The sequence below is a fragment of the uncultured Algibacter sp. genome (genome assembly GCF_963976535.1).
Classification (GTDB): Bacteria; Bacteroidota; Bacteroidia; order Flavobacteriales; family Flavobacteriaceae; genus Algibacter_B.
The window spans coordinates 1-24,615 of the sequence record NZ_CAXBLF010000031.1; the positions used below are offsets into that span (position 1 = coordinate 1).

20 protein-coding genes are annotated in these 24,615 nt (G+C 33.2%); 7 read left to right on the forward strand and 13 right to left on the reverse strand.

Going from position 1 to position 24,615, the window contains the following annotated elements:
• Nucleotides 1-53: 53 nt before the first annotated feature.
• Entirely contained in the window at nt 54-917 is an 864-nt protein-coding gene (locus tag AAC024_RS09715) for a hydroxymethylglutaryl-CoA lyase (RefSeq protein ID WP_339895189.1), read from the forward strand.
• A 209-nt stretch (nt 918-1,126) separates the two neighbouring features.
• On the opposite strand, the gene AAC024_RS09720 is transcribed toward AAC024_RS09715, so the two are convergent.
• Nucleotides 1,127-3,352, reverse strand: a complete 2,226-nt coding sequence (locus tag AAC024_RS09720) for a TonB-dependent receptor (RefSeq protein WP_339895190.1) — start codon at nt 3,350-3,352, stop codon at nt 1,127-1,129.
• Between the two features lie 376 nt (nt 3,353-3,728).
• Between AAC024_RS09720 and guaB the strand changes: the two genes are divergently transcribed.
• Nucleotides 3,729-5,201, forward strand: a complete 1,473-nt coding sequence (gene guaB / locus AAC024_RS09725; RefSeq protein ID WP_339895191.1) for an IMP dehydrogenase — start codon at nt 3,729-3,731, stop codon at nt 5,199-5,201.
• Nucleotides 5,202-5,471: 270 nt separating this feature from the next.
• Here the strand turns inward: guaB and AAC024_RS09730 are convergent, their stop codons facing one another.
• The 10 genes from AAC024_RS09730 to AAC024_RS09775 all read right to left on the reverse strand — a co-directional run bounded on the left by AAC024_RS09730 (nt 5,472) and on the right by AAC024_RS09775 (nt 15,664).
• On the reverse strand, nt 5,472-6,236 hold the full coding sequence (locus AAC024_RS09730; RefSeq protein ID WP_339895192.1) for an alpha/beta hydrolase: 765 nt from the start codon (nt 6,234-6,236) through the stop codon (nt 5,472-5,474).
• A 12-nt stretch (nt 6,237-6,248) separates the two neighbouring features.
• Nucleotides 6,249-7,154 (reverse strand): haloalkane dehalogenase, encoded by a 906-nt coding sequence (locus tag AAC024_RS09735; RefSeq protein WP_339895193.1) that lies wholly within the window; start codon nt 7,152-7,154, stop codon nt 6,249-6,251.
• A 173-nt stretch (nt 7,155-7,327) separates the two neighbouring features.
• The gene (locus AAC024_RS09740) at nt 7,328-9,544 is read right to left on the reverse strand and encodes a TonB-dependent receptor (protein ID WP_339895194.1); all 2,217 of its coding nucleotides are present in this window, start codon (nt 9,542-9,544) and stop codon (nt 7,328-7,330) included.
• Between the two features lie 90 nt (nt 9,545-9,634).
• The gene (locus tag AAC024_RS09745; RefSeq protein WP_339895195.1) at nt 9,635-9,967 is read right to left on the reverse strand and encodes a hypothetical protein; all 333 of its coding nucleotides are present in this window, start codon (nt 9,965-9,967) and stop codon (nt 9,635-9,637) included.
• Nucleotides 9,967-10,461, reverse strand: a complete 495-nt coding sequence (locus tag AAC024_RS09750; RefSeq protein ID WP_339895196.1) for a DUF6787 family protein — start codon at nt 10,459-10,461, stop codon at nt 9,967-9,969. Before AAC024_RS09750 ends, AAC024_RS09745 begins: the two co-directional genes overlap by 1 nt.
• Before the next feature lie 35 nt (nt 10,462-10,496).
• A complete protein-coding gene (locus AAC024_RS09755; protein WP_339895197.1) occupies nt 10,497-10,934 on the reverse strand; it encodes a DUF6146 family protein in 438 nt (145 codons plus the stop codon).
• A 398-nt stretch (nt 10,935-11,332) separates the two neighbouring features.
• Entirely contained in the window at nt 11,333-11,971 is a 639-nt protein-coding gene (locus AAC024_RS09760) for a DUF937 domain-containing protein (protein WP_339895198.1), read from the reverse strand.
• 212 nt (nt 11,972-12,183) lie between these two features.
• Entirely contained in the window at nt 12,184-13,134 is a 951-nt protein-coding gene (locus AAC024_RS09765) for a D-2-hydroxyacid dehydrogenase (RefSeq protein WP_339895199.1), read from the reverse strand.
• A gap of 206 nt (nt 13,135-13,340) precedes the next feature.
• Complete coding sequence (gene serC, locus AAC024_RS09770; protein ID WP_339895200.1) at nt 13,341-14,405, reverse strand: 3-phosphoserine/phosphohydroxythreonine transaminase; 1,065 nt, start codon at nt 14,403-14,405, stop codon at nt 13,341-13,343.
• A 200-nt stretch (nt 14,406-14,605) separates the two neighbouring features.
• A complete protein-coding gene (locus AAC024_RS09775) occupies nt 14,606-15,664 on the reverse strand; it encodes an acyl-CoA reductase (RefSeq protein ID WP_339895201.1) in 1,059 nt (352 codons plus the stop codon).
• 98 nt (nt 15,665-15,762) lie between these two features.
• Here AAC024_RS09775 and AAC024_RS09780 point away from each other — a divergent pair, with 98 nt between their 5' ends.
• Together AAC024_RS09780 and AAC024_RS09785 are read left to right on the forward strand one after the other, a co-directional pair.
• The gene (locus tag AAC024_RS09780) at nt 15,763-16,116 is read left to right on the forward strand and encodes a 4Fe-4S dicluster domain-containing protein (protein WP_339895202.1); all 354 of its coding nucleotides are present in this window, start codon (nt 15,763-15,765) and stop codon (nt 16,114-16,116) included.
• Nucleotides 16,117-16,379: 263 nt separating this feature from the next.
• Nucleotides 16,380-17,864, forward strand: coding sequence for an amidase (locus AAC024_RS09785; protein WP_339895203.1), 1,485 nt, complete (start codon nt 16,380-16,382; stop codon nt 17,862-17,864).
• A 103-nt stretch (nt 17,865-17,967) separates the two neighbouring features.
• On the opposite strand, the gene AAC024_RS09790 is transcribed toward AAC024_RS09785, so the two are convergent.
• Nucleotides 17,968-19,443, reverse strand: coding sequence for a carboxypeptidase-like regulatory domain-containing protein (locus AAC024_RS09790; RefSeq protein ID WP_339895204.1), 1,476 nt, complete (start codon nt 19,441-19,443; stop codon nt 17,968-17,970).
• A gap of 267 nt (nt 19,444-19,710) precedes the next feature.
• Between AAC024_RS09790 and AAC024_RS09795 the strand changes: the two genes are divergently transcribed.
• A complete protein-coding gene (locus AAC024_RS09795) occupies nt 19,711-20,112 on the forward strand; it encodes an ACT domain-containing protein (RefSeq protein ID WP_339895205.1) in 402 nt (133 codons plus the stop codon).
• 82 nt (nt 20,113-20,194) lie between these two features.
• On the opposite strand, the gene AAC024_RS09800 is transcribed toward AAC024_RS09795, so the two are convergent.
• Nucleotides 20,195-22,873, reverse strand: a complete 2,679-nt coding sequence (locus AAC024_RS09800; RefSeq protein WP_339895206.1) for a TonB-dependent receptor — start codon at nt 22,871-22,873, stop codon at nt 20,195-20,197.
• 186 nt (nt 22,874-23,059) lie between these two features.
• Here AAC024_RS09800 and ychF point away from each other — a divergent pair, with 186 nt between their 5' ends.
• Together ychF and AAC024_RS09810 are read left to right on the forward strand one after the other, a co-directional pair.
• Nucleotides 23,060-24,154, forward strand: a complete 1,095-nt coding sequence (gene ychF, locus AAC024_RS09805) for a redox-regulated ATPase YchF (RefSeq protein ID WP_339895207.1) — start codon at nt 23,060-23,062, stop codon at nt 24,152-24,154.
• Between the two features lie 256 nt (nt 24,155-24,410).
• Nucleotides 24,411-24,530, forward strand: a complete 120-nt coding sequence (locus AAC024_RS09810; RefSeq protein ID WP_339895220.1) for a hypothetical protein — start codon at nt 24,411-24,413, stop codon at nt 24,528-24,530.
• Nucleotides 24,531-24,615 lie beyond the last annotated feature (85 nt).

A 24,615-nucleotide genomic window follows, 5' to 3' on the forward strand; every position in this document is an offset into this window, starting at 1 on the left:
TTACATTCTTAAAAATAATAGTATTTTTATCAACTGAATTTCCTTAAGAATAAATGTCAAAACCAATTAAAATAATTGAATGCCCGCGTGATGCCATGCAAGGTATAAAGCAATTTATCCCTACTGAGCAGAAAGTACAATACATTCAGTCTTTATTACGTGTAGGTTTTGATACGATTGATTTTGGAAGTTTTGTGTCACCAAAGGCCATTCCGCAAATGGTTGATACTGCCGATGTTTTGTCGCAATTAGATTTAAGTAAAACTACAAGTAAGCTTCTAGCCATTATAGCCAACACAAGAGGTGCGGAGGATGCTTCCAAACATACAGCAATTGATTATTTAGGTTATCCGTTTTCAATTTCAGAAAACTTTCAGATGCGTAATACACACAAAACCATAGCACAATCTGTTATTACACTTTCTGAAATATTAGAGATTGCTAACAAAACCAACAAAGAAGTTGTGGTTTACATTTCGATGGGCTTTGGAAATCCTTATGGAGATCCTTGGAATGTTGATATCGTTGGAGAGTGGACAGAAAAATTAGCTAATATGGGCGTGAAAATATTATCGCTTAGCGATACTGTAGGAACTTCAACCCCAGAAAGCATAGATTATCTATTTTCAAATTTAATTCCTAAATACCAAAATATAGAATTCGGTGCACACTTGCATACAACGCCAACAACTTGGTTTGAAAAAGTTGATGCCGCTTACAAGGCAGGATGTCATCGTTTTGATGGTGCCATTCAAGGTTTTGGTGGCTGCCCCATGGCAAAAGATGAGCTTACTGGTAATATGCCCACCGAAAAGTTATTATCATATTTTACTTCACTCAGTAAAAATAGTTTGAACGCACTTAGTTTTGAGAGTGCTTATAACGAAGCTTCAAAGATTTTTAATTCCTATCATTAATCAAAAAAGAGCTCAGCACATGACAAAAATTAAATAGTGTCGCATTGAGCGCTCCCGATAGCTCGGGACGAAATGCTTTAAAAACAATATTTCCAATGTCTTCGACTGCGCTCAGACTGACATCTGGGATATTAACAATTTTTGTCATGTACCAAAAAAAAGAGCCAGTATTTAAATAATGACTCTCTTTTCTAATTTATACTTTAGTGTTAAAATCTAAACTCTAATCCTGCGTAAGTTCCAAAAGGATGTCCTGGGCGTAAACCATCAGGAACTCTGGAAACCGCATAGGTTTCATCTAGCAAATTGATAATATTTCCTGTTAAGCTCAAGTTTTTTGTAAAGTGATATTTTCCAGAAAAATCAATAATAAAGTTTGACGTCACCCCATTTGCATTTGTAATAGTTTCTGTTCCCGCTAAGGTTCTAAAAGCACCATTTAAACGTCCGTTTAGGTTGAGTTCAAATTTTGCATGTTCTAAAGAAATGGATGTATTAAATTGATGTTTGGCAATGTATGGCAATTCATCGCCAGCTGTAACCTCACCCCATAAACTATCGTCACTCCCAAAACTATTTAAAAACTTGGTATCTGTAAGGGTGTAACCAAAAGTTACTGGAAGGGCAAATGCAGTATTTTTACTTAGCAAATCGTAATTTAAAAGTAATTCAATACCTCTTACGGCTACTTCACCAGCATTAAATTGATCTAAAGATCCGGTTCCACCAGTTGCAGCTAAATCGCTTCCCAATAAATTGCTGTAATCGTTATAAAAACCAACAACCTCACCTCTTAGTCCACCTATGTTAAAACGAGATCCTAACTCGTAATTAATGCTTTCTTCTGCTTTTTGGTCAGGTTGATTTCCCGGAGGCGAAAACCCTTTATGTACACCACCATAAAATGTGGTATTTGGGTTTATTTTGTAATTGAAACCAATTCCAGGAATAAAGATGTCTAATTTATTTTCCCTTGTAGATAAATCATTTCCTGTTCTGCTAGAATCATTTTTGCCAAAATCTTCTCTATTTAAAACCATGTTTTCATAACGAATACCCGGAGTTAGTGTTAAGTTTCTGTATTTCAATTTATACAATACAGATCCTGCAAAGGCATTGGCACTACTAATTCTATTGGCATCACTACCTGGGTTTCCTTTAGTGGTTAAATTCATTTCGCCATTTACAATGCTAAACCCATCTACCCATTGAAAACGGTCTTCTTCATCGTAATGGTAACGCAATCCAATTTCTATATCATGAAATACATTGGCAGTTGTCCAATGGTAATCGATTTTTGTTTGAACCCCCTTTGAGGTATATGCTCTATTATTTGCTTTAACAAGAAGCGCATCACTATCAGAATTTGATGTTCCATTTATAATATCAAAGTAATTAGGATAATCTTCGGGAGTGTTTATAATGGATGCAATACCAACTTTGTCTCCATTAAAAACGGCATCGTTTAACTTATACCAGTTTCTTGAAAAGCCATTATAATATGCATTTGTAGTAATTCTGAATTGTTTCGAAAAATCGAGTTTGTGCGTTATTGCAAATTGAATATGATCATTCGTCAATTTATCTTCCTGGGAACTAGCATATCGACTAAAAGGATTAGTCTCAAAATCATTCTGTGTAAGCCCTAAATAGGTTTCATTTGAAACTTCATCAGAGTATTGAAATTTGAATTCAAGGGTTTGTTTAAATGTAGCTTCGGGGTTAGAGTTTAATCTAAATTTGGTAACAACATCATTCTTATCAAAACCTGTATTATTTCCATCTGGTAAGTTTTTAAAACCATCAGAATTGAAGTTTAGATATTCAATAGAATATCCGAAATTTTGTTTGCTATCTCCAACTTTAGCATGTAATTGCCCTGTATTAAAACTACCGTAGCTAGCTTTAATTGTACCAGCAAAAGTGTTAGGGATTTGAGTGCTAACTAAATTTATAGCACCACCAGTTGTAAAAGGGCCGTATTGTATTTGGCTACTTCCCTTTAAAATTTCTACAGCTTGCATTCTAGCAACAGAAGGAAAATAATAAGCCGCTGGAGCACTGTAAGGTGCAGGTGCAATTAAAACCCCATCTTCCATTAATGATATTTTGGCACTTCGCTCTGGCGATGTACCACGTAAGCTTATATTGGGGCGCAAACCAAAACCATCCTCTTCGTAAATATTTACACCGGGTACGGTTCTCAATAAACGATTAATATCTGCGTAATTAAATTTTTCTAATTCTTGTGGGGAAATGTAATATGAAGACCCTGTTCTGTTTTTTGCTTCATACTTACTTCCGAAAATAACTTGTGCGTTTATTATAACTTTATCAAGTTTTTGTATAGAGTCGTTTTTAGTTTCTTTTTGTGTTTCTTGTGCAAAAGAAATTACTGTTATTAGTAGGAAAAATAAGGATACTTTGAGTTTCATTTTATTTAGACTGATTAAAAATAAGGTTTTAAATTCAGTCGCAAATTTACACATCAATTTTAATTAGGCAAAGTTTATTTAGAATAAATATAAATAAAATTTATAACACTTTGAAGTTCAAATATTTGTATTTCAAAAAATATTTTAGTTGTTAAACGATTAAAGAATACTGTATTAAATCTTAACATTTACCTAACCAGATTATAACATTAAAGTACTAATTATTATTCATATTTAAAGTAAGTATCAACATATTATTTTGCATAAAAATAATTTTTATCTCTTGTTAAATTAAATTCTTCAAGATATAGATATTATGATTAATACTTAATTATTTAGTCGTATATTTGCACGCAATTATAACTATAATTGCATCATGATTGCACATCAAGATAAAATACTAGGAGAAGGTTTAACCTATGACGACGTTTTATTAGTTCCAGCTTTTTCTGAAGTGCTTCCTCGAGAAGTAAATATTCAAACAAAATTTACCCGTAACATCACTATAAACGTGCCTATTATTTCGGCAGCTATGGATACGGTTACGGAAAGTAAAATGGCTATTGCCATGGCACAAGAAGGAGGTATTGGTGTGTTACATAAAAACATGTCCATTGAAGCTCAGGCACTAAAAGTTAAAAAAGTTAAGCGTGCTGAAAGCGGCATGATTATAGACCCCGTTACTTTACCACTTACAGCAAAAGTAAAGCATGCTAAAAAGTATATGACAGAATATAGTATTGGCGGCATTCCTATTGTAGATGAAGAAGGGACTTTAAAAGGGATCGTTACAAATCGTGATTTGCGATTTGAACATGATAACAAGCGACCAATAACTGAAGTAATGACCAGTGAAAACTTGGTAACGGCCGCAGTTGGAACCTCTTTACAAGATGCTGAAAAAATACTGCAACAATACAAAATTGAAAAGTTATTAATTGTTGATGATAACTTTAAATTATCAGGGTTAATTACCTTTAGAGATATTACAAAGCTTAGTCAAAAACCAAATGCTAATAAAGACGAATATGGTCGTTTACGAGTTGCTGCAGCCATTGGAGTAACTGGAGATGCATTTGAAAGAGCAGAAGCTTTAGTAAAAGCAGGTGTGGATGCTGTTGTTATTGATACAGCTCATGGGCATACCAAAGGTGTGGTTAGTGTGCTTAAAGATATTAAATCAAAGTTTCCTCAACTAGATGTTGTTGTTGGTAATATAGCGACTGGTGCAGCTGCTAAATATTTAGTGGAAGCTGGTGCTGATGCTGTAAAAGTTGGTATTGGTCCAGGTTCTATATGTACGACACGTGTTATAGCTGGTGTAGGGTTTCCGCAATTTTCGGCGGTATTGGAAGTTGCAGCAGCTATTAAAGGTTCAGGTGTTCCAGTAATTGCAGATGGTGGTATTCGCTATACAGGTGATATTCCAAAGGCTATTGCAGCAGGAGCAGATACGGTGATGTTAGGCTCGCTTTTAGCAGGTACCTTAGAATCTCCAGGAGAAACTATAATTTACGAAGGACGAAAGTTTAAATCGTATCGTGGGATGGGTTCTGTAGAAGCTATGAAAGAAGGTAGTAAAGACCGTTATTTTCAAGATGTTGAAGATGATATTAAAAAATTAGTTCCGGAGGGCATAGTAGGTCGAGTACCATACAAAGGTGATTTATTTGAGAGTATTCATCAGTTTATTGGTGGTTTACGAGCAGGTATGGGCTACTGCGGCGCAAAAGATATTGAGACTTTAAAAGAAACTGGGCAATTTGTAAAAATTACAGCAAGTGGAATAAATGAAAGTCACCCGCATGATGTAACTATTACTAAAGAGTCTCCTAATTATTCAAGGTAATTAGGGTTAAATTTTATAACAGAAAAGCTATACTTTTTTAGTGTAGCTTTTCTGTTTTTGGGAAGTTTGTTTAACGGTCTTGTGTATGAAACGTAGCGTGTAAAAAGACGCTAACTTTTCGGATAAACACAGAGCCGAATTTTTATGTTTTGTTTTTATTTTAAAATCCAAATTTAAAAATTTGGCGGTCTTACTAAATAAGCAAATACTTCTCGGAAAGTCTATAATAGCTATGTTTTATGAGCGGTGTTGGCAGTAGTTATTCTGTTTTCAGTCCTTAATTAAAAATTTAATTGTTGATTGATGTACTTTCTTGTCCGTTGCTAATTCAAAATGATTAGCATCTTTGATTTCCAAATACTCTCCTTGAGGTAAAGTTTGAGCTACTTTATGTCCTTTCCCTAGGACTAAATCCAATTCGCCACTTATTATCAAAGTTGGGACTTCAATTTCAGCAGCACTTTGTACTGTGAGAGGTGGATACTTTCCAAGACTCATAGCTATCATAGATTCCCTATCTAACCCAACTTCATTTAGAAAAGTCCAATATGCAGAAATATGACTTGGTAATTGGCTTGGGAAGCTGTCATATGAAAATACTTTTGCAAATCCTGATATAATATTTCCTAGAATCAATGGTGGAATTCCAATCAGTCCATCACCAGTTGCCATCAAAACCGCTTTTGAAAAATATTCAGGATGTTTATTTAATAAGTCTAAAGCTATTACTGTACCCATTGAATATCCAATTAAACAAACATTAGTAAATTTTAAGTGCTTAATTAAATTTATTACATCACTTGAGAAGTTTGGTGTTCCATAAAAATCTGGGTCATTACTTTTGTCACTCTCTCCATAACCTCGAAAATTAATTCCTATTACCTGAAACCCTTTTTTCGTTAAGGTTTGAATCCAACCAGTTTGAACATAGTTATAGTTGAAATCAACAGCACCTCCGTGAAGAAGAACTATTGGTTTTCCAGTACCATAAACTTCATAGCTTATTGAGACCTTATTTACTGTGAATTTAGGCATTCATTTTCTTGTTTAAGTGTTGGCAGTAGTATTTTTTCTATAAAACTCAATTAACAATTCAGCAAGTTCTTTTCCTTTTTCCTCTTGGATAAAATGTCCAGCATTGAGAATTTTATGACTTTGTCCATTTGCGCCTGGAACTAATTTTTGCAATGCTTTTTCAGCTCCAAACATTATATGGTCTTTATCCCCAAATATGGTTAAGAATGGTTTGTTCCAAGATTTTAATTTCTCCCATGCTTTAAGATTTTTAATTGACTCTGGGTCGTCCTGATTAATTGGAACTAATGTTGGAAAAATTCTTGCTCCAGCTTTATAATATTCAGTAGGGAAAGGCGCATTATAAGCTTCATAGACCTTTTCAGAAAGAGGTTGAATTGTCCCCATATCTATTACTTTACCAATATTGAATCCGGATGAATGCTGCGAATACTCTCTCCATTGTAAAAAGCTTTCTGGCATTGGTATTTTGCCAGTGGGTAAAGTAGTGTTGGAAGCAACAACCATGTCAAACCTAGTATTCATTTCTGTTATAATTCGCAATCCAATTAGTCCACCCCAATCTTGACAAAATAGGATAATATTTTTAAGGTTTAGTTTCTTGATAAATGTTGAAATCCAATCGATATGCTTTTGGTATGAATAGTCCTGTTGATTAACAAATTTATCTGATTTACCAAATCCAATTAAGTCGGGAGCAATAACTCGAAAATTATTTGAAAGGACCGGAATCATTTTACGATATAAATACGACCAACTAGGTTCTCCGTGAAGTAGCAAAACGGTTGGATTGTTCTCGTTGCCTTCGTCAAGGTAATGCAATCTCAATCCGTCTTCAACAGCTATGTAATTACTTTGAAAACCGTAATCTTCTAAATTTTCAAATCTATTTTCGGGTGTTCTTATGACTTTCTTCATGGTTCTTTTAATTACTGCCAATGTTCCTTACGGATATAAATTGTATTGATATTGTTTATATCAACCGTTACCTGCCTGTCAGCAGACAGGAACGAATTTAGTTAATTTTTCTGACAAAGTCAAATTCTTAACTCAATTTAGAATAAGCAAAAAGGAGGTCAGCTATATGCACTCTAAAGTCTGTAAGTAAGCCCAATATTAATATTTCTCCCTATATTAAAAATGCCATCAGGTTTTAAACGCGACAAATGATTGATATACGTCTTGTTAGTCAGGTTAGTTCCTGAAACACTGATGTTTAATTCGTTTTTAAACAAATCAAAACTACCTCCTAAACCAGCGCTTAAAAGATTATAACCATCAGTATTAGTTTCAAAAGCACTTACATTATTTTGGTTGAAAGTAGAACGTAGCGTTACAAAAGCATAGCCTTGTTTCATCCACGATTTTTCATATTCAACGCGAAAGGTATTAGTCAAATTATTGGCTGGTATTAAGGGTAAATAATCCCCATTATTTTGCGTACCAGTTACCATTGCAAAACTACTTTCAAAATGGATCCAATCTAGTGGATGCGGATGTAAATGAAAACCGAATTCTCCTCCATATAATTTGGCATTGTCTTGTAAATACAAAAACACAGGAGATTCATCAACAACGGTACCATTGGGAGATATGAAAATATAGTTGTTTATTTTGTTATAAAATCCGTTTGCGAACAATTCTACATGTTCAGTTTTGAATTCTAAAGCCACATCGGTTTGGAAGTTTTGTTCACTCATTAAATTACTATTTCCAATTTCGTAACGGTTGGTGCCTTCGTGTCTGCCATCTGACGTTAGTTCAGATAAGTTAGGTGCTCTAAAACCAGTAGCTAAGTTTACTCTAGCAGTCATGTTTTTAGCTATGTTCGTTTTTATGCCGAATGCACCATTAAAGCTATTGAATGATTTATTTATGCCGTTTAAAACATTAATGTTTCGGTTATCAAAACGAGCTCCTAATTGCACATCGACTTTTTCAAAATGAATATGAGACGTTGCTAAAACACCAAAATCGTTAGTGGTAGCATCTGGGATTAATTCTTCTTCGCCATAATTGGAATTGGTTTGATTCATCCCCTGTACACCAACAATAGTTTCAAATTTCCCTAAATCTGGTAAACTGTATTTAATATCATAATTGGCTGTTTTAAGGGTCATGTGAAGGGCGGTCTCCAAAACTTCATCATTTTGATTGACTTCTGTTTTTTCCTCGTCTTCAGTATCGCTGTATTCTTCAAGTTCTTTTCTATTATTATAAATAAACCCTAAGCTAACATCCAATTTGGAATCATTGAAAAACACGGTAGATTTTGAGCTGAATATATGATTGGTAATATCCTGAAAAGGAGCCAAGGGAGTTTTATTTGTAGATTGTTCACCAATAGCTTCAGGAATTCCGAGTTTAGAAGCGTTAAGATTATAACGAAATTCTGTTTTAAAAGTGTTGTTTTGGTAGCCAATACCAGCCTTAAAATCTTGTTCTCTAAAACGTGTATTTGTTACTCGGTAAGCATCGGTATTATAATCGGAATGTTCAGCTAAACTTCCTCTAAATAAAAATTTAAAACGATCTCCAGAAACCTTCACTCCAGCATTCGTACTGAAGCCTTCTGTATTGCTGAAATAATTTCCGCTAAAATCACCCGCAGAAGTATTACTATTGGCAAAGCGTTCTGGATTTAAATATAATACACCTCCAAGCGCATCACTACCATAAAGTAGGGAAGCAGGACCTTTTATAACTTCAACACTTTCAATACCTGCATCGTTAACACCTAGACCATGTTCGTCACCAAATTGCTGATTTTCTAATCGGATACCCTGAGTATAAACCAGTACCCTGTTTGAACTTAAGCCCCTAATAACGGGTTTTCCTATACTTAAACCCGTTGTAACACTTTCAACTCCAGCAATGTTTGTAATACCTTCAGAAAGTGTAACGGCACCACTACGTTTTAAGTTTTTCATGGATTTTTGTTCAACTTTCATTACGTTATCACTTTGTAATTTGTGAAACGGTGTGGAAATGATAATGCTTTCCATTTCTATAGCAGACGGTGCTAATTTAATATTAATACTAGAGTCTGAAAAAATGTTTATTTGTAAAGATTGAGTTTCGTAACCCATCATGGAAAAAACGATATTATGTTTTCCTGATGATATATTTTGAATATTGAAAATTCCAAAATCGTTAGTTGAAGTCCCTTTTTCTAAATCGGAAAAATAGACATTAACAAGAGATAATGTATCATTGGTATACGCATCAGTCACAATACCTTGTATGGTGTTCTGACTATATATAGCTGTAACCGTTAATAATAACAATGTGTTTATTAATAATTTCATTGTAAAAAGTAATTTTTAATTTCCGCGAAGGCGGAAATCTATTTAATTCAATGATTTGGGCTGAATATATTTTTCAGCAAAATGATATAATTAAACTAATGCAGGAGGCCCCCGAAGTGAAAAATGTAAGCGTTGATATTTACTTAAAAAGCGGTATTGAGATTCAATGGCTTTTGAGTTTTCATTAACCTGAAATAACTCGAATACTGTTTGAGAATGGTTAAATTTATTGTTGAATTGGAATTTTTGAAATTCACAATCTAAATCTACTTTATGAATATGGGTTGTGCTGTCTCCAATACAAACTTCATGATTGTAATGTTCAAAAACATGAGCAAACTTAACAGCAGAAGGCACTACTAGAGAAACTACTAGCAATAGGGTTAGTATTTTAAAAGCTATATGTTCCTTTGCAAAATTCATTAATCCACAAATCGTTTTAAACCTAGTCTGCGAAGCATTTTCTTTTCAAAATTCCAGAAAAATTTATATTGACCAAATATCCAGCCATTAACAACAAGTAAAATTTGATAAAAAATAAAGCCAATAAAAATATATAAAACCCAATAAGCAAAAACAGATAAATTTTCTTTATTGATTCCCATTAACTTAATTAAAGGTCTGCTTATAAAAACTGAAGAAGAACCTGTAATAGCAAACACTAAGAAAATAGAAATAAGTTCCCATCTATATTTCACATCCCATTTTTTTTCTAATTTGGAAAAAATTAAGAGTGTTAACTTTAAAAGCACAAAAAAGATAATGGTACTTAAAAGCAAATTAAGTATAATATTGTATTCTTTTAAAAATAAGGAGGATAGCTTAAAAGACGAGTAGCCTAAGCTTAATATTCCTAGTAAAGGAAAAATAAGTTGCCAATTACTATTTATTTCCCAGTTCTTTTTTAATTTATCCACTTTTGCGATTTTGATGCAAAAATAAATAAAGGGATTTAAATTCTAGGAACAAAACCTGCTAATCTTTGTTTATATGTTATTTGAAAGTAAATAAAGTAGTTGTAGAGCACATAATTAACCTCGTAGCCATAGTCTATACCTTGTTGGTAATCTATTTCTAATTCATACAAATTTGGGTCGTAGCGTTGTGGCTGAAGCACACGTTGATTCCATTCAACAACATAAAATATATTTCTATTTTCTAAGAATTGTTGTGTGTAGTAACCTCTTTGTTGTGCTGTACTTGCTAACCAGTAATTAAAGCCTGGTTCAATGATAGTAATTTCGTATTCAATCTCTTCATTCGCAATTTTAACGGTATCATTTTGCTTTAAGCTTTCTAAACGTTCATCTTTTTTTAATGTTGAAGTTTTTGATGTGTTACAATTAAAAATGAAAACAGAAACAAGTAATATGTAAATTATTTTTTTCATGAGTATTCATGTTTTTTTATTTCTTTTTGAAATGTAAGTACCATTAATTCTTTTAAAAAAGTAAGAAAGAGTTCACCTTTATTATCATTGAGATAAAAGGATTGCTGTTATAATAAATTTTTTAGTACATGACAAAAAATTTAAAACAGAACTAAAAACTACACACATATATCATATTACGGCTTTTTCGTTAGGTAGACCTCACAGGTTTTGAAAACTTGTGAGGTCTTTATTATCCTGAAAATTGCGAGTAGTTCACTACTCAAAATAAATTTTTGTCATGTACTTATAATAAATTTACAAAAACCTTTCCTTAAATATTGATTTTCAATTGGCTTTAACAAAAAAAGAGCCAAACATAATGTTTAACTCTTTTAGAATTTATTTTATAGGGAATATTATTTTCCTCCGAAAAGACCACCTAATAGACCACCAAGACCGCCTTTCTTTTTGCTGCCTCCTAATACCATGCCTGCAACATCATCTATAACACTGCCATCTCCGTCAGCATCAAGAATAGATTCTAAAAAGCTTTGTTCTTGCTGTGGTGAATTCCCACCAAGCATGCCGCCCAATAAATCTCCAATACCATTAGAAGAGCTTACGTTTTGTTGTTTAGCTTTATTTCCTAAAACACCCATTAAAATTGGTGCAGCAACTTTTAATATGTTAGCAACAGAACCAGCATCTAAACCAGATTTTTCTCCTAATATTTTTTCAACGCCTTGTTGTTTTGCACCTAGAACGTATCCTAATATTTTTTCACCATCTTGTTTTACATCATCATTAACACCACCACCAAATAATCCACCAAGATTATCTAGAATACTACCATTATGTTTTCCTTGTATAGCTCCCATAAGCCCTTCTGCACCTTGTGGTGTTGAGGCATTACGTTGCATAGCTTTCATTAAAACAGGTAAAGCCATTGTTAATACGCTACTTGTTTTGTTGGTATCGTTTCCTGTTGAACCAGCTACACCACTAATTATAGTTTTTCCTAAGTCGCTGTTTAATAAATCTAAAATTCCTGCCATGTTTGTTGTATGTATTATTTAATAAAGTTTATAAAAAATGGAAGCTTAATGTACAAAAAAAGTCCCAACTTCTATAGTTAGGACTCAATAATTCTATTTAGGTCACAATTTAGTGAAACAAGTTTTTTTTAAATCCAGATTATAATCGTGATTTAAAAAAGCGTTAGTTGAACTAATCCCGATTTTCAACGGGATCTTTTTCTCTAATTTCACTATCCTAAGATACTGATAATTTGTGATGCTAATTCTGTGCCAATTCTATCTTGAGCCTCGTTAGTAGCTGCACCAGTATGAGGTGTTAAGGATAAAGCAGAATTCATTAATAATTGCATTTCTGGTTTTGGTTCTTTTTCAAAAACATCTAAAGCCGCTCTTGCTACTTTTCCGCTTTCAATAGCTTTTACCAATGCTATTTCGTTTAACACACCACCACGTGCTGCGTTTGCTAAAATAACACCATCTTTCATCATGTTAAATTCTGCTTCATCAATAACATAGTCTTTTTGTGCAGGAACGTGAAGTGTAATAAAATCTGATTGTTTTAGCACCTCTTCTTTTGAAATGGTTTTAATATCAAAATTTACAGTTTGCCCATCAAAGAAGTCTAATTCTAAATTAGCTGATTCTAAAAATGGGTCAAAAGCAACTACTTTCATACCAGCTCCTAAAGCTACTTTAGCTGTAGCTTGACCAATACGACCAAAACCCAAAACACCTAAAGTTTTTCCTTTTAACTCCGTTCCTTTTGCGTAAGCTTTCTTTAAGCCTTTAAAGTTACTATCGCCTTCAAGAGGCATATCTCTGTTTGAGTTATGTAAATAGCGCGCTAACCCGTATAAGTGTCCAAATACTAATTCGGCAACAGAGTGCGAAGAAGCTGCAGGTGTATTGATTACACTACGTCCTTGTTCTCTGGCATATTCTACATCAATATTATCCATTCCAACACCACCGCGACCAATAATTTTTAATCCTGGGCATGCATCAATTAAATCTTTACGTACTGTAGTTGCACTACGCACTAATAAAACTGCAATATCTTTTTCGTTGATGTAGTTAATCAATTGTTCTTGCGCTACTGTTGTTGTAATGACTTCGTAACCACCTTTTTCTAAGGCATCAATACCGCTTTGAGAAATTCCGTCGTTTGCTAATACTTTCATTGAAATTCTATTTTTGTCATTTCCACGAAGGTGGAAATCTTAATAATTTATTTAGTTAGCTTTATGAGATTTCCGCCTTCGCGGAAATGAAAAAGCTGCTTTTTATTCATTTGAGTAAACACTGTCAACTGCGACTGCTTACTGCGACTTTTTTTATCCGCTTGAGTAAACACTGCCAACTGGCGACTGCCCACTGCAAACTTTTTTTACGCTTTACTCTCTAATTCACTCATTACTTCTACTAATGCTTTCACACTATCAAGTGGCATTGCATTGTACATAGATGCTCTATAACCACCAATACTTCGGTGCCCGTTAATGCCACTAATACCTGCTTCTTTAAGCATAGCTTCAAAAGTGTCTTTTAAGTTTTCATTTTCTAGAGTGAACGTCGCATTCATGTCTGATCTATCTTCTTTAGCAGCGAAACCTTTGAATAATGGATTTAAATCAACCTCAGAATACATTAAACGTGATTTTTTTTCATTTTCTTTTTCAATAGCAGAAATACCACCTAAACCTTTCAACCATTCTAAAGTTAACATAGATGTGTAAACAGCAAAAACAGGAGGCGTGTTGAACATACTGCCTTTACTGATATGTGTTTTATAATCCATCATAGATGGAATTTTACGAGATACTTTTCCTAAAATGTCTTCTTTGATAACCACAAGTGTAGTTCCTGCAGGTCCCATATTTTTTTGAGCACCAGCATAGATTAAATCAAACTTTGAAAAATCTAATGAACGTGAAAAAATATCACTACTCATATCACATACTAATGGAATATCACATTTTGGAAATGATTTCATTTGAGTACCGTAAATAGTGTTATTTGAAGTACAGTGAAAATAATCGTAATCTTTTGGGATATCGTAACCTTTAGGGATATAATTGTAGTTTGCTTCTTTAGAAGATCCTACTTCATAAATATCATCGTAAATTTTAGCTTCTTTGATGGCTTTATCTGCCCAAGATCCAGAGTTTAAATATCCTGCTCTTTTTTCTAGAAGATTCAGAGCCACCATTAAAAATTGTGTGCTTGCACCGCCTTGTAAAAATAAAGCTTTATAGCCTTTACCTTCTAAACCAAGTAACTCTAAAGCCAAGGCTCTAGCGTTTTCCATAATATCTACAAAAGCTTTACTTCTGTGAGATATTTCTATTAAGGATAACCCACTTTCATCTAAATCAACAACTGCCTGAGAAGCTTTTAATAATACTTCTGGTGGTAAAATACTAGGTCCTGCACTAAAGTTATGTTTTTTCATTTTTCCTATCCCTAACCCTTTCTACTTCGTCTGCGCTCAGCACAGGCTCGGAAAGAGAATTAATTGGGTAAATTAAAATTAATATTTAGTTTTTCTCATCAAATTGCTCCCTTTTGGGAAGTATAAAGGATGTGATATTTAAAGATGCAAAGTTGCTAATTAATTAAGGATTTACTGTTAAGAATTCAATAATTTTTTTGTCAAATTGATGATAAAAACTTAATAGAATCTACATCATCTGCATAATCCCAAAGTTGAGGTTTTTGAGTTGCTCCAAATGCGATTTCGTTTTTTATAAATCCGTTTGAAACAATACACTGAATTTGTTCTTTTTTTGCTTCTAAGGTTTCTTTTAATCCTGATAAATCATCATAATACTCATAGAAGAGGGTTGCTATTGGTGATGCATAACTTTCATCTTCTTTAATCATAAAGAACCCATTTTCTAGCATATCAAATTCGCTCATCAAATATACGGCTTTATTATAGTCGTAATTATTTGCATATTTTGCTTTTTCAACAATAGGATGCCAATGGTAAATAGCTTCAAAAAATGTTTCAAATTTATAGCCTCTAGGGACAAAGAGTTTAGATACATTCCTGCACCCTAATCCATAATACCTAAAAATATCTTCTGAAAGGTTTTTTAATTCGGCACTAGTTTCATTACCCGTTAAAACAGCAACCGAATTTCTATTGTTTCTAATAATGGAAGGCTTGTTTTTAAAATAATATTCAAAATAGCGAGCCGTATTATTACTTCCTGTTGCAATTACGGCATCAAAGTTTTCGATTTTTTCTTCTGTAAATTTTATTTTTCCTTTGAATTGAGGTTCAGCATACTCTAAATATTTAGCTAAATATGGTAGTAAATGTTTATCGTTTGAAGATTGTTTAACCAATACATGATGACCAGAAATAAGTACCGATAAAAAATCATGAAACCCTACCAAAGGAATATTACCAGCCATAATAATTGCAACTTGTTTTGGACTAACATTTTCAATAGAATATGGTTTTAACCAAGTGTTTAAATTGTCAAGAATTAAGGCATCAGACCATGACTTTAAGGCAAACCTAATATTTTCTTCAGTAAACCAGCCATTATGTTCTTTAGCCAGTTTTAGCTGATGCTTGAAGCCATCAAAGAATAATTCGTTATGTTTAACATTATCTTCTTTTTGGGTAACTTCATTAGAAAATTGCCTTAAAAAATCTCCTAATTTTACAAAAGCGTTAATTCTTTCTTGTAATTGCATCCTGAATTTGGTTATGAATGGTTTTGGCTTTATTTTTGCAACTGCAAATTTAAGGATTCTGTATAGAGTTCTTGAATTTTAAAAGATAAAAAATTACTATGGCAATTATAATAACAGATGAATGTATAAATTGTGGTGCTTGCGAGCCTGAGTGTCCAAACACAGCAATTTATGAAGGTGCAGATGATTGGCGCTATAAAGATGGTACAAGTTTAGAAGGCAAAGTGGTGCTTACTAATGGAACAGAAGTTGATGCAGACGAGACACAAGAACCTGTAAGTGATGAGCTTTACTACATTGTACCAGATAAATGTACTGAATGTAAAGGGTTTCATGATGAGCCACAATGTGCTGCCGTTTGTCCTGTAGATTGTTGTGTACCTGATGAAGATGTTGTTGAAACTGAAGATGAATTGTTAGCTAAACAACGTTTTATGCATCCTGAAGACTAGTAGATAATCGACATTTAATTATAAAATGAATCCTGAGCTTTTTAGCTTGGGATTTTTTTTGTTCTTTTACGTAGGAAAAATTAATTATATTTACGGGATAACGGTAACATAAAACTTATCATATCCCAGTTTGTTTTACGGGATATGAGTAATAAAAGTTACTATATAACACGTTGTAGCTAATTTGATGAAAAACAAAAAAACTAACCTTAAAAATTAAATTTCTAATAAATAATTCGAAAAATAGTATTTCCAGAAGAGAAATGTGTTCCTTAATTGGACTAGGTATTGTTGGGCTTACACTTCCTTTTGGTTGCATGTCTTCAGCTAAGAATTTCAATTTAGCAAATATTCATTTTAAAAACCTCTATGATGTAGCCGATCTTATTAAAAATAAAGCAATTAGCTCAGTTGAATTGACTCAATTAATGTTAGATCGTATAGAAAGTATTGACAAAAGATTGCATAGTTATATTTCTATAATGAGTGAATATTCATTAAAAAGAGCTAAAATGGCTGATGAGCAGTTATTAAAAGGGGATTATCATGGTCCTTTACATGGTGTTCCAATTGCAGTAAAAGATTTAGTCTTTACAAAAAATGCTCCAACAACTGGAGGTCTTTCTTTTTATAAAGATTTTGTTCCTGAATATAATGCAACGGTCTTTGAAAAATTAGAGAATGCTGGAGCTATAATTCTGGGTAAATTAAATCTTACTGAAGGTGCTATGGCTGGATATCATAGTGACTTTGAAATTCCTATAAACCCATGGGGAGAGCAACATTGGGCTGGTGCTTCTTCAAGCGGTTCAGGTGTAGCCACTGCCGCTGGACTATGTTTTGGTTCACTTGGTACAGATACTGGAGGCTCTATTCGTTTTCCTTCAATGGCAAATGGTGTTGTTGGACTCAAACCAACTTTTGGCAGAGTTAGTAAATATGGTGTTTTACCTTTAAGTGATTCTCTTGATCATGTTGGTCCAATTACTCGATGTGTGAAAGACGCGGCTATTATGTTTGATGTAATTAGTGGTTATGACGAAAAAGATCCAAACTCTATAAATAAACCTGCTTCAAATTTAAGTGCTGAACTAGCAAAGGGAATAAATGGACTCAGAATAGGATTGGATGAAAGTTATATTGCCGATGGTGTTGATAAGGATATTGTTGACAGCATATTGAATGCAGTTGATCAATTAGAGGAATTAGGAGCAGAAATTGTAAGATTTAAAATTCCTTGGGACAAAAATGCTCTGGGTGGAATTTGGTTTAATATCTGCGCACCAGAGGCTGCGGTTGCTCATAAAATTAATTATCCATCAAAAGAAGATTTGTATGGACCATATTTTCGTGATTTTCTTGCTTATGGTAAATCGGTATCTAAAAAAGATTACGAAGACGCCAAATTAGCCAAAGAAACATTTAAGGAGGAATTTTTAAAAATATTTAAGAATGTTGATGTTATAGTGGCTCCAGCAGGAACTTTACCAGAAGGGATTACTCATGAAATCCAAAGAGGAAATATGGAAGCTTTTAATCCTTATGTAGCAGCTATTAATATGCACTTTACTATACCTGCTGATCTTTCAGGAACTCCTGCAATTACATTTCAATGTGGAAAATCGAATGAAGGATTTCCTCATAGTTTACAACTTATAGGACCTCCATTAAGTGAGTCTATTTTATGCAGATTGGGTTATGAATTTGAACAAGCCACAGAATGGCATAAACGGCATCCAGCAATTTGACCTTTTTTACAAAAAAAACTAGCTACAACATGCGGATATAACTAATAAAATACAAGTATGTTCTCATTAAAAATTTAGAATTTTCTATTGAATATTTTTAAATCTATTCCTCACTCTCAAAAGCCTTCATCTCCAAGCTAGGCTCAATAATTTGTTCATTGTCCCAAATGGTTTTTTCAAACTTACTTAATTGTTTATAGGGTACTACCTTTTCTTGTTTAATAGCCTCAAAGTCTAGTAAACTAAGTTTGTTGTTTGCAGTAAATAAGAGTTCTTCTTTATTACGGTTATCGCCTTCAATTTTAAAACTAAAACTCACTTTGTTTCTTGTGCTGCTGTTTTCAATAAACTTAACATCTCTATTTACATAAAAGTAGCTTCCGGTGTTACGTTTTAAGTATTTTGGATGATATATATTACTACTGTCTTTTTCAAATAATAGGGTGCCTGAACTCAAGTTTTCAATGTACTTAACACCTAGAATAAATTTTAAGTTAACCTTTGCGCCATGTCTGTTTTTATAGTATTTGTAATCTACTCGCGTTATAGCGTAGGTGTCATCACTAATAAATAATCGACCTGTGTATTTTGCTTTTCCTTTTTTTGGCTTGAAGTTAATGACATGAGTTAGTTCGGTATTGTTATATGCCACATCTTCATAGGTATATTCATATAAAGCAAAACTTAATAACTTGTTTAAAAATGAATTTTCATAAAATTGCGAACGCCTCAAAAAAGACCGTGTTTCTTCATTTAAAGAGGTAACTTCATATTCTTTTTTATGGTCTTCTTCTGAATTTTCATCTTTAAGAGACAAAGAATCTTCAATCTTAAAAAGTCCAGATTTTAATTTATAGGTTTTAGTGGTATCAAGGTATTTTAAAATTATGTTTTGAGATTTTTCTTGTATTTGCTCTATTGAAAAATCGTTTTTATAATCCAATAACTGAGTCGCTTTGTTTACTACAATTTTACTACTGTCTTTATTTAATGCGTAAAATTCACCTTTAAAATCTTCAAACTGAACGATATCGCTCTCACGAATTTTTTTTGATAAAGCTTTTAAATTATCATTGGCAGATTCAAGTTTCTTTTTCTTTACATGCGATGCTTTTTCAATTTCAAATTCTAAGTTTTTAAAATCAACATAGTTAGTAGTTCTTCTGAAAATAGTGTATTTGTTGAGATTGCTATTATAATTAATAGCTAATTTACTTTTCACCTTTGTAATAATAGAATCTGCGTTTGGCACTTTATTACTAATATAAACTTCATCAAGTTGGTTTATGGCTTCTTCTAATTTAATAATGAAATTGAGATCCTTAATTTTTTGAATGGAAATGGTTTTATTTTGATAGCCTAAACACGAAATGGAAATAGTTTCTAATTTTTTATCTTCTGTATGAATAGTAAAATATCCTTCATCATTAGAGATAACACCGCTATATTTACCAGTTTTAATGGTTGCATATTTAACAGGATTTCCAGTTTTACTATCAATAAGTTTAATAGTTACATTTTGAGCATAAATGCAAAAACTGGCAAGACAAATTACAATTGATAAAAGTATTTTTTTCATTTATGACTGATTGAACCCATTTAAACTTTTAGGATTAAAGCGAAAATTAGTCATTTTGTGGCTATTTGAAGGCTTTTTCAAGTTGCATAGCATCGCTACGGAACGAAAAAAAGACAAAAAAGGGGTGCAAAAGGGCAATTTTCTAGCTAATTGAAAAAGTTTAAATGGGTTCATTATATAAACTTAACGATTAAAGATAAATAATGTTACAGAAAAATTGAATATGATGTTTTTTATAATTATTAATTTTGTGATTAAATATATATTATGAGAGGAGAAAATAACTTAGAAAAATTAATCAAGAATATGAAGCCCGTGTTAAACAAAGGAAACTATGTTTTTGTTACTGTAAAAGATTTAAGTAACATAAAACGTGAAGATACTATTTGTGAATTAAAAGAAGAGGAGGGAACTACAATAGTAATTGAAAAGCGTAAAGCAGACCATTTAAATCTTCGCTATAATTTTGTAGCGTCGTGGATAACACTAATGGTTCATTCCTCATTGGAAGCCGTTGGTTTAACCGCGTTATTTTCTGCTGAATTAACTAAACATAATATAAGCTGCAATGTTATAGCAGGATATTATCACGATCATATTTTTGTTGATGAAAAAGATGCTGAAAAAGCGATTATAGTTCTAACTAATTTATCAAAAAATCAAACTTAAACTCGTTAATGTTATAAAGTTAAATAAATAAAAAACCGAGCTATAAACTCGGTTTTTTTATAACTTTTAAAATATGAAAGGTTTAGAATGTGAAATTAAGTTTAGCATAGTAATACGCACCACCAAATCCCATTTGTACAGAATCCCAGTAGCCACCAGCTTCTGTCCAATCATCTTGTTGGTCTGGGTAAATATTAAATAAGTTGTTGCTGCCAACATTAAGTTTTAAACTTTCCGATAATTCAAATCCTAAATTCAGATCTGTAACCATTTTTGATCCATAGGTATCGGTTGCAGCAGTAATAAGTTGATCAAAACCACCATAATCAGCAGGATCTTCAAAGGTTTGAAAATCCAGTAATTCTATTTCACTAAAGCGCGTAAATGTTAAAGCGGCATCAAACCATTTTTTATCGTAGTTTAAGTTTAAGCTCATTTTACTTTTTGGCGCAGAGGCTAATAAAAAAGCTTTATCACGTTCACCAAAAAAGGTTTGTTCGTCTAAGCTACCATTATTCACCTTATCAATTTTCATATCGTTAAAGTTGCCTAAAAAAGTAGCTCCAAAAGAGCTGTCATGTCCTAAGCTGGTTTTCCAAGACAAGATTACATCAAGCCCAGTGGTTTTTGTATCTGCGCCATTGGCAAAAAATTGAGCAGCTTCTACATTATCAATTTGAGGCGCATCAAAATTACCTGTGAGTACAATTCTATCTTTTACTTGAATATAATAACCATCAACTGTAGCAGTAAAGTCTCCAAATTTAGCGGTAAAACCAAGTGCGGAATTAAATGCCTTTTCTTCGCTTAATGGTCCGATACCAAAAGAAGCGGTTACAGGGCTATTATTTGGTGATAATAAGGACTCTAAAGCTTGCCCGCCTACAAAGTTTGTAAATCGTAAGTTGTAATATATCTGCGCTAATGAAGGAGCTCTAAAGCCTGTGCTTAATGACCCACGAATGTTAACATTATCTGAGGCTTTTAAACGAGCAGCTAACTTACCATTGATAGTACTACCAAAATCGCTAAAATCTTCAAAACGTGCTGCTGCACTTAATAAAAATGTTTCCGATAGATCGAATTCCGCATCTGCATAAAGTGATAAGTTACTTCTGCTTCGATCTACCACATTTGCTGGTCCGTACCCAGGGAATCCTTGAGAACCTCCAGGGCGAGTATTCCCAAAGTCGTCTTCAGCTTGTGTTTGGTTAGCTGGATCTGTAATTAAAATACCTTCTTCTGTATAGGTGCCATAAGAGCCTTCTTCACCTGCAAAAATGGTAAAGTTTTCTGTTCTATACTCAGCACCGAAAGCTAAGTTCATCCCGCTTAAAACATCATCATAGTACTTTGAGAAGTCAAAGTTAATCGTGTTTTGACTTAAGCTATGACCACCTGCATCAAAATCTGTTTGAGAAATGTCCTCTAAAGACGCATTGAGTGTTCCTTTTATAAAGTAGTGAAAGATGTTTTTTCCAAATGTATTACTAATATCTATTTTCCAACCGCTATCAGTGATTGTTCTTATACCCGCAGAAATAGAATTATCCGTAATAATAGATGTTATCCTAGGTGTAAAGCCATTAGGGTAAATAGATTCTACAACACGCTCACCACCATTTCTTGTAAAGGCATAAGCATCAGTATCTCTATAATTACGACCACCAAAAGCATAAAATTCCGTATTCTTAGAAACAGGAATTTCCATATTTCCAAAGAAATTAAATCCATCTATAGCAGCTTCCCCGAAGCCTTTTCTAAAATCGAAAGCAGGACGTAAGGTTTTGTTTTTACTTAAATATTCGGTAGTGAAGTTTGCAAAACCTTCTTCTCCAATCTGAAATCCATAGTTAGCGGTTATTTTTACGGAACCTCCATCAAAATTTTGATCGTTACCAATAGCATTGCCATCTCTTTCCGTATCTAATCTAAAACCATCTGTATTCCATGATCCATATTCACCAAAAGCGCTGGTATCCACATCGGCATTTGTACTATACGCGCCATAGTTTACACTTCCAGTAAGTTCTCCAACATTATCTTTTAAAACAATATTAATAACTCCCGCAATAGCGTCTGATCCATATTGAGCTGATGCCCCATCTCTAAGAATTTCAATTCTTTTTATAGATGACGCTGGAATCGCATTAAGGTCTGTTCCAGTATTACCACGACCTCTAGTTCCAAAAATATTGATTAAAGATGATTGGTGTCTGCGTTTACCATTAATAAGTACTAAGGTTTGGTCTGGTCCTAAACCACGTAACGATGCTGGATCAACATGGTCTGCACCATCAGACCCTGATTGCTTATTGGCATTAAATGAAGGTGCGGCATACTGAAGCATTTCATTAAGTTCTACTTTTCCAACTTGAGTAGTTAATTCAGCAACATCAATAACGTCGATGGCTACTGCTGTATCTACCGCAGTTCGTTTAGGACTTCTTGATCCTACAAGAATAACTTCGTCTAAAGCTGCGCCATCAACCATAGTTACGTTAATTTGAGCACGCCCATTAACAGGTTCTTTTGTAGTGCTATAGCCAACATAACTAAATACTAATGTGCTATTTGCATTAACTGTTATTGAATAGTTTCCATCAAAATCTGAGGTTGTTCCATTTGTAGTGCCTTGTTCTATAACATTTACTCCAGGAATACCTACACCATTGGAGTCAGTCACAATGCCAGATACATTGCTTTGTGCAAATGTAAATGACGCTGTTAAAAAAAATAAATAAAAATAAATGTTCTTCATTTCTTAATAATTTTGAGTTAGTTAATGCTAATATATGTTAAAGTTTTATTAATATCTAAACACTATCAGGAGAATTTCTAAGCGTATTGGGGTGATATTGTGTTTTTTATTGAGGATTTTCAATTAAAAAAAGCATAAAATACTATCAATATAGTCTATATTTGCACTCGCAAAATTATTATAAAAATGAAAGCAGGCATCGTAGGACTCCCAAACGTAGGAAAATCAACTTTATTTAATTGTTTATCGAATGCGAAGGCGCAAAGTGCAAACTTTCCATTTTGCACAATTGAACCTAACATTGGTGTAGTAAATGTGCCAGATCCGCGTTTAGAAAAATTAGAATCTTTGGTAAATCCAGAGCGTGTTTTACCTGCTACTGTAGAGATTGTAGATATTGCGGGATTGGTTAAAGGTGCTAGTAAAGGTGAAGGTTTAGGAAATCAATTCTTAGCTAATATTCGTGAAACGGATGCGATTTTGCATGTTTTAAGATGTTTTGATGACGATAATATTGTTCATGTTGATGGTAATATAAATCCTATTCGCGATAAAGAAACCATCGATATGGAATTACAACTTAAAGATTTAGAAACTGCTGAAAAGAAGTTAGATAAAGTAAAACGTGCAGCAAAAACAGGAAATAAAGAGGCTCAAAAAGAAGAGGCTGTTTTACTAAAAATAAAAGCGGGATTAGAAGCAGGAATCTCAATTAGAGCTTTAGAGTTTAATGAAGACGATTATAATGATTATGTAAAACCTTCACAGTTTATTACAGATAAACCGGTTATGTATGTGTGTAACGTAGATGAAGGTTCGGCAGTTTCAGGAAATGATTATGTACAGCAAGTAAAGGAAGCTGTTAAAGATGAAAGTGCAGAGGTTTTAGTCTTAGCCGTAGGTACAGAAGCCGATATTAATGAATTAGATGATTACGAAGAGCGCCAAATGTTCTTGCAAGATATAGGTTTAGATGAACCGGGTGCTGCTAAGTTAATTCGTTCTGCATATAAATTACTAAACCAACAAACTTATTTTACAGCTGGTGTAAAAGAAGTCCGCGCTTGGACTGTAGATATAGGTGCTACTGGACCGCAGGCAGCTGGTGTAATTCACACCGATTTTGAAAAAGGCTTTATTCGTGCTGAGGTTATTGGTTATGATGATTATGTAACTTTTGGTAGTGAAGCCAAGGTTAAGGAAGCTGGTAAAATGCGTGTGGAAGGAAAGAATTACATTATTAAAGATGGTGATGTGATGCACTTCTTGTTTAATGTTTAGTTTTTTAGCTAAACCTTATTTTTATTCTAAACAATTCCCCGACTGTTCTACCTCGGGGTTTCCGAATGCACCTCCCTTTTGGGGAGGTCGGAATTGCCTTTTCGCAATTCTGGGTGGGGCAAAATATAAAATTTTTGTTTTTGGTCCCAAGACTAAAATGAAGTTGGCTAGATACTCTTATGGCTTGCCTCGGGGATAGTCGCCTTCAAGAAATTTTTTATTTCGAGGTTTGAACATCATAATTCCTTCCTTTTTAGTGTCTGCTTCTACAAAAATAATTAGTTATTCAAACTTTGCAATTTTGGCTGGTATTGAGCCAATTTCTACTATTGTTTTAGCAGCAATTTTTTTAAATGAAAGGCTTACTCTGTTGTAATTATTTGGTGCTTTGATAGTTGTTGTTACTATTTTGTTGGTGTCCATAAAAAAGTAAAAATTTGCAAATGATGATTAAAGTTTTA

What these genes read in the sequence shown, in the direction of transcription:
- ychF (WP_339895207.1), top strand. Translation starts at nt 23,060, where the DNA reads ATGAAAGCAGGCATCGTAGGACTCCCAAACGTAGGAAAATCAACTTTA.
- AAC024_RS09785 (WP_339895203.1), top strand. Translation starts at nt 16,380, where the DNA reads ATGTGTTCCTTAATTGGACTAGGTATTGTTGGGCTTACACTTCCTTTT.
- AAC024_RS09720 (WP_339895190.1), bottom strand. Translation starts at nt 3,352, where the DNA reads ATGAAACTCAAAGTATCCTTATTTTTCCTACTAATAACAGTAATTTCT.
- AAC024_RS09800 (WP_339895206.1), bottom strand. Translation starts at nt 22,873, where the DNA reads ATGAAGAACATTTATTTTTATTTATTTTTTTTAACAGCGTCATTTACA.
- AAC024_RS09745 (WP_339895195.1), bottom strand. Translation starts at nt 9,967, where the DNA reads ATGAATTTTGCAAAGGAACATATAGCTTTTAAAATACTAACCCTATTG.
- serC (WP_339895200.1), bottom strand. Translation starts at nt 14,405, where the DNA reads ATGAAAAAACATAACTTTAGTGCAGGACCTAGTATTTTACCACCAGAA.
- AAC024_RS09775 (WP_339895201.1), bottom strand. Translation starts at nt 15,664, where the DNA reads ATGCAATTACAAGAAAGAATTAACGCTTTTGTAAAATTAGGAGATTTT.
- AAC024_RS09765 (WP_339895199.1), bottom strand. Translation starts at nt 13,134, where the DNA reads ATGAAAGTATTAGCAAACGACGGAATTTCTCAAAGCGGTATTGATGCC.
- AAC024_RS09755 (WP_339895197.1), bottom strand. Translation starts at nt 10,934, where the DNA reads ATGAAAAAAATAATTTACATATTACTTGTTTCTGTTTTCATTTTTAAT.
- AAC024_RS09730 (WP_339895192.1), bottom strand. Translation starts at nt 6,236, where the DNA reads ATGCCTAAATTCACAGTAAATAAGGTCTCAATAAGCTATGAAGTTTAT.
- AAC024_RS09735 (WP_339895193.1), bottom strand. Translation starts at nt 7,154, where the DNA reads ATGAAGAAAGTCATAAGAACACCCGAAAATAGATTTGAAAATTTAGAA.
- AAC024_RS09790 (WP_339895204.1), bottom strand. Translation starts at nt 19,443, where the DNA reads ATGAAAAAAATACTTTTATCAATTGTAATTTGTCTTGCCAGTTTTTGC.
- AAC024_RS09715 (WP_339895189.1), top strand. Translation starts at nt 54, where the DNA reads ATGTCAAAACCAATTAAAATAATTGAATGCCCGCGTGATGCCATGCAA.
- AAC024_RS09795 (WP_339895205.1), top strand. Translation starts at nt 19,711, where the DNA reads ATGAGAGGAGAAAATAACTTAGAAAAATTAATCAAGAATATGAAGCCC.
- guaB (WP_339895191.1), top strand. Translation starts at nt 3,729, where the DNA reads ATGATTGCACATCAAGATAAAATACTAGGAGAAGGTTTAACCTATGAC.
- AAC024_RS09780 (WP_339895202.1), top strand. Translation starts at nt 15,763, where the DNA reads ATGGCAATTATAATAACAGATGAATGTATAAATTGTGGTGCTTGCGAG.
- AAC024_RS09740 (WP_339895194.1), bottom strand. Translation starts at nt 9,544, where the DNA reads ATGAAATTATTAATAAACACATTGTTATTATTAACGGTTACAGCTATA.
- AAC024_RS09760 (WP_339895198.1), bottom strand. Translation starts at nt 11,971, where the DNA reads ATGGCAGGAATTTTAGATTTATTAAACAGCGACTTAGGAAAAACTATA.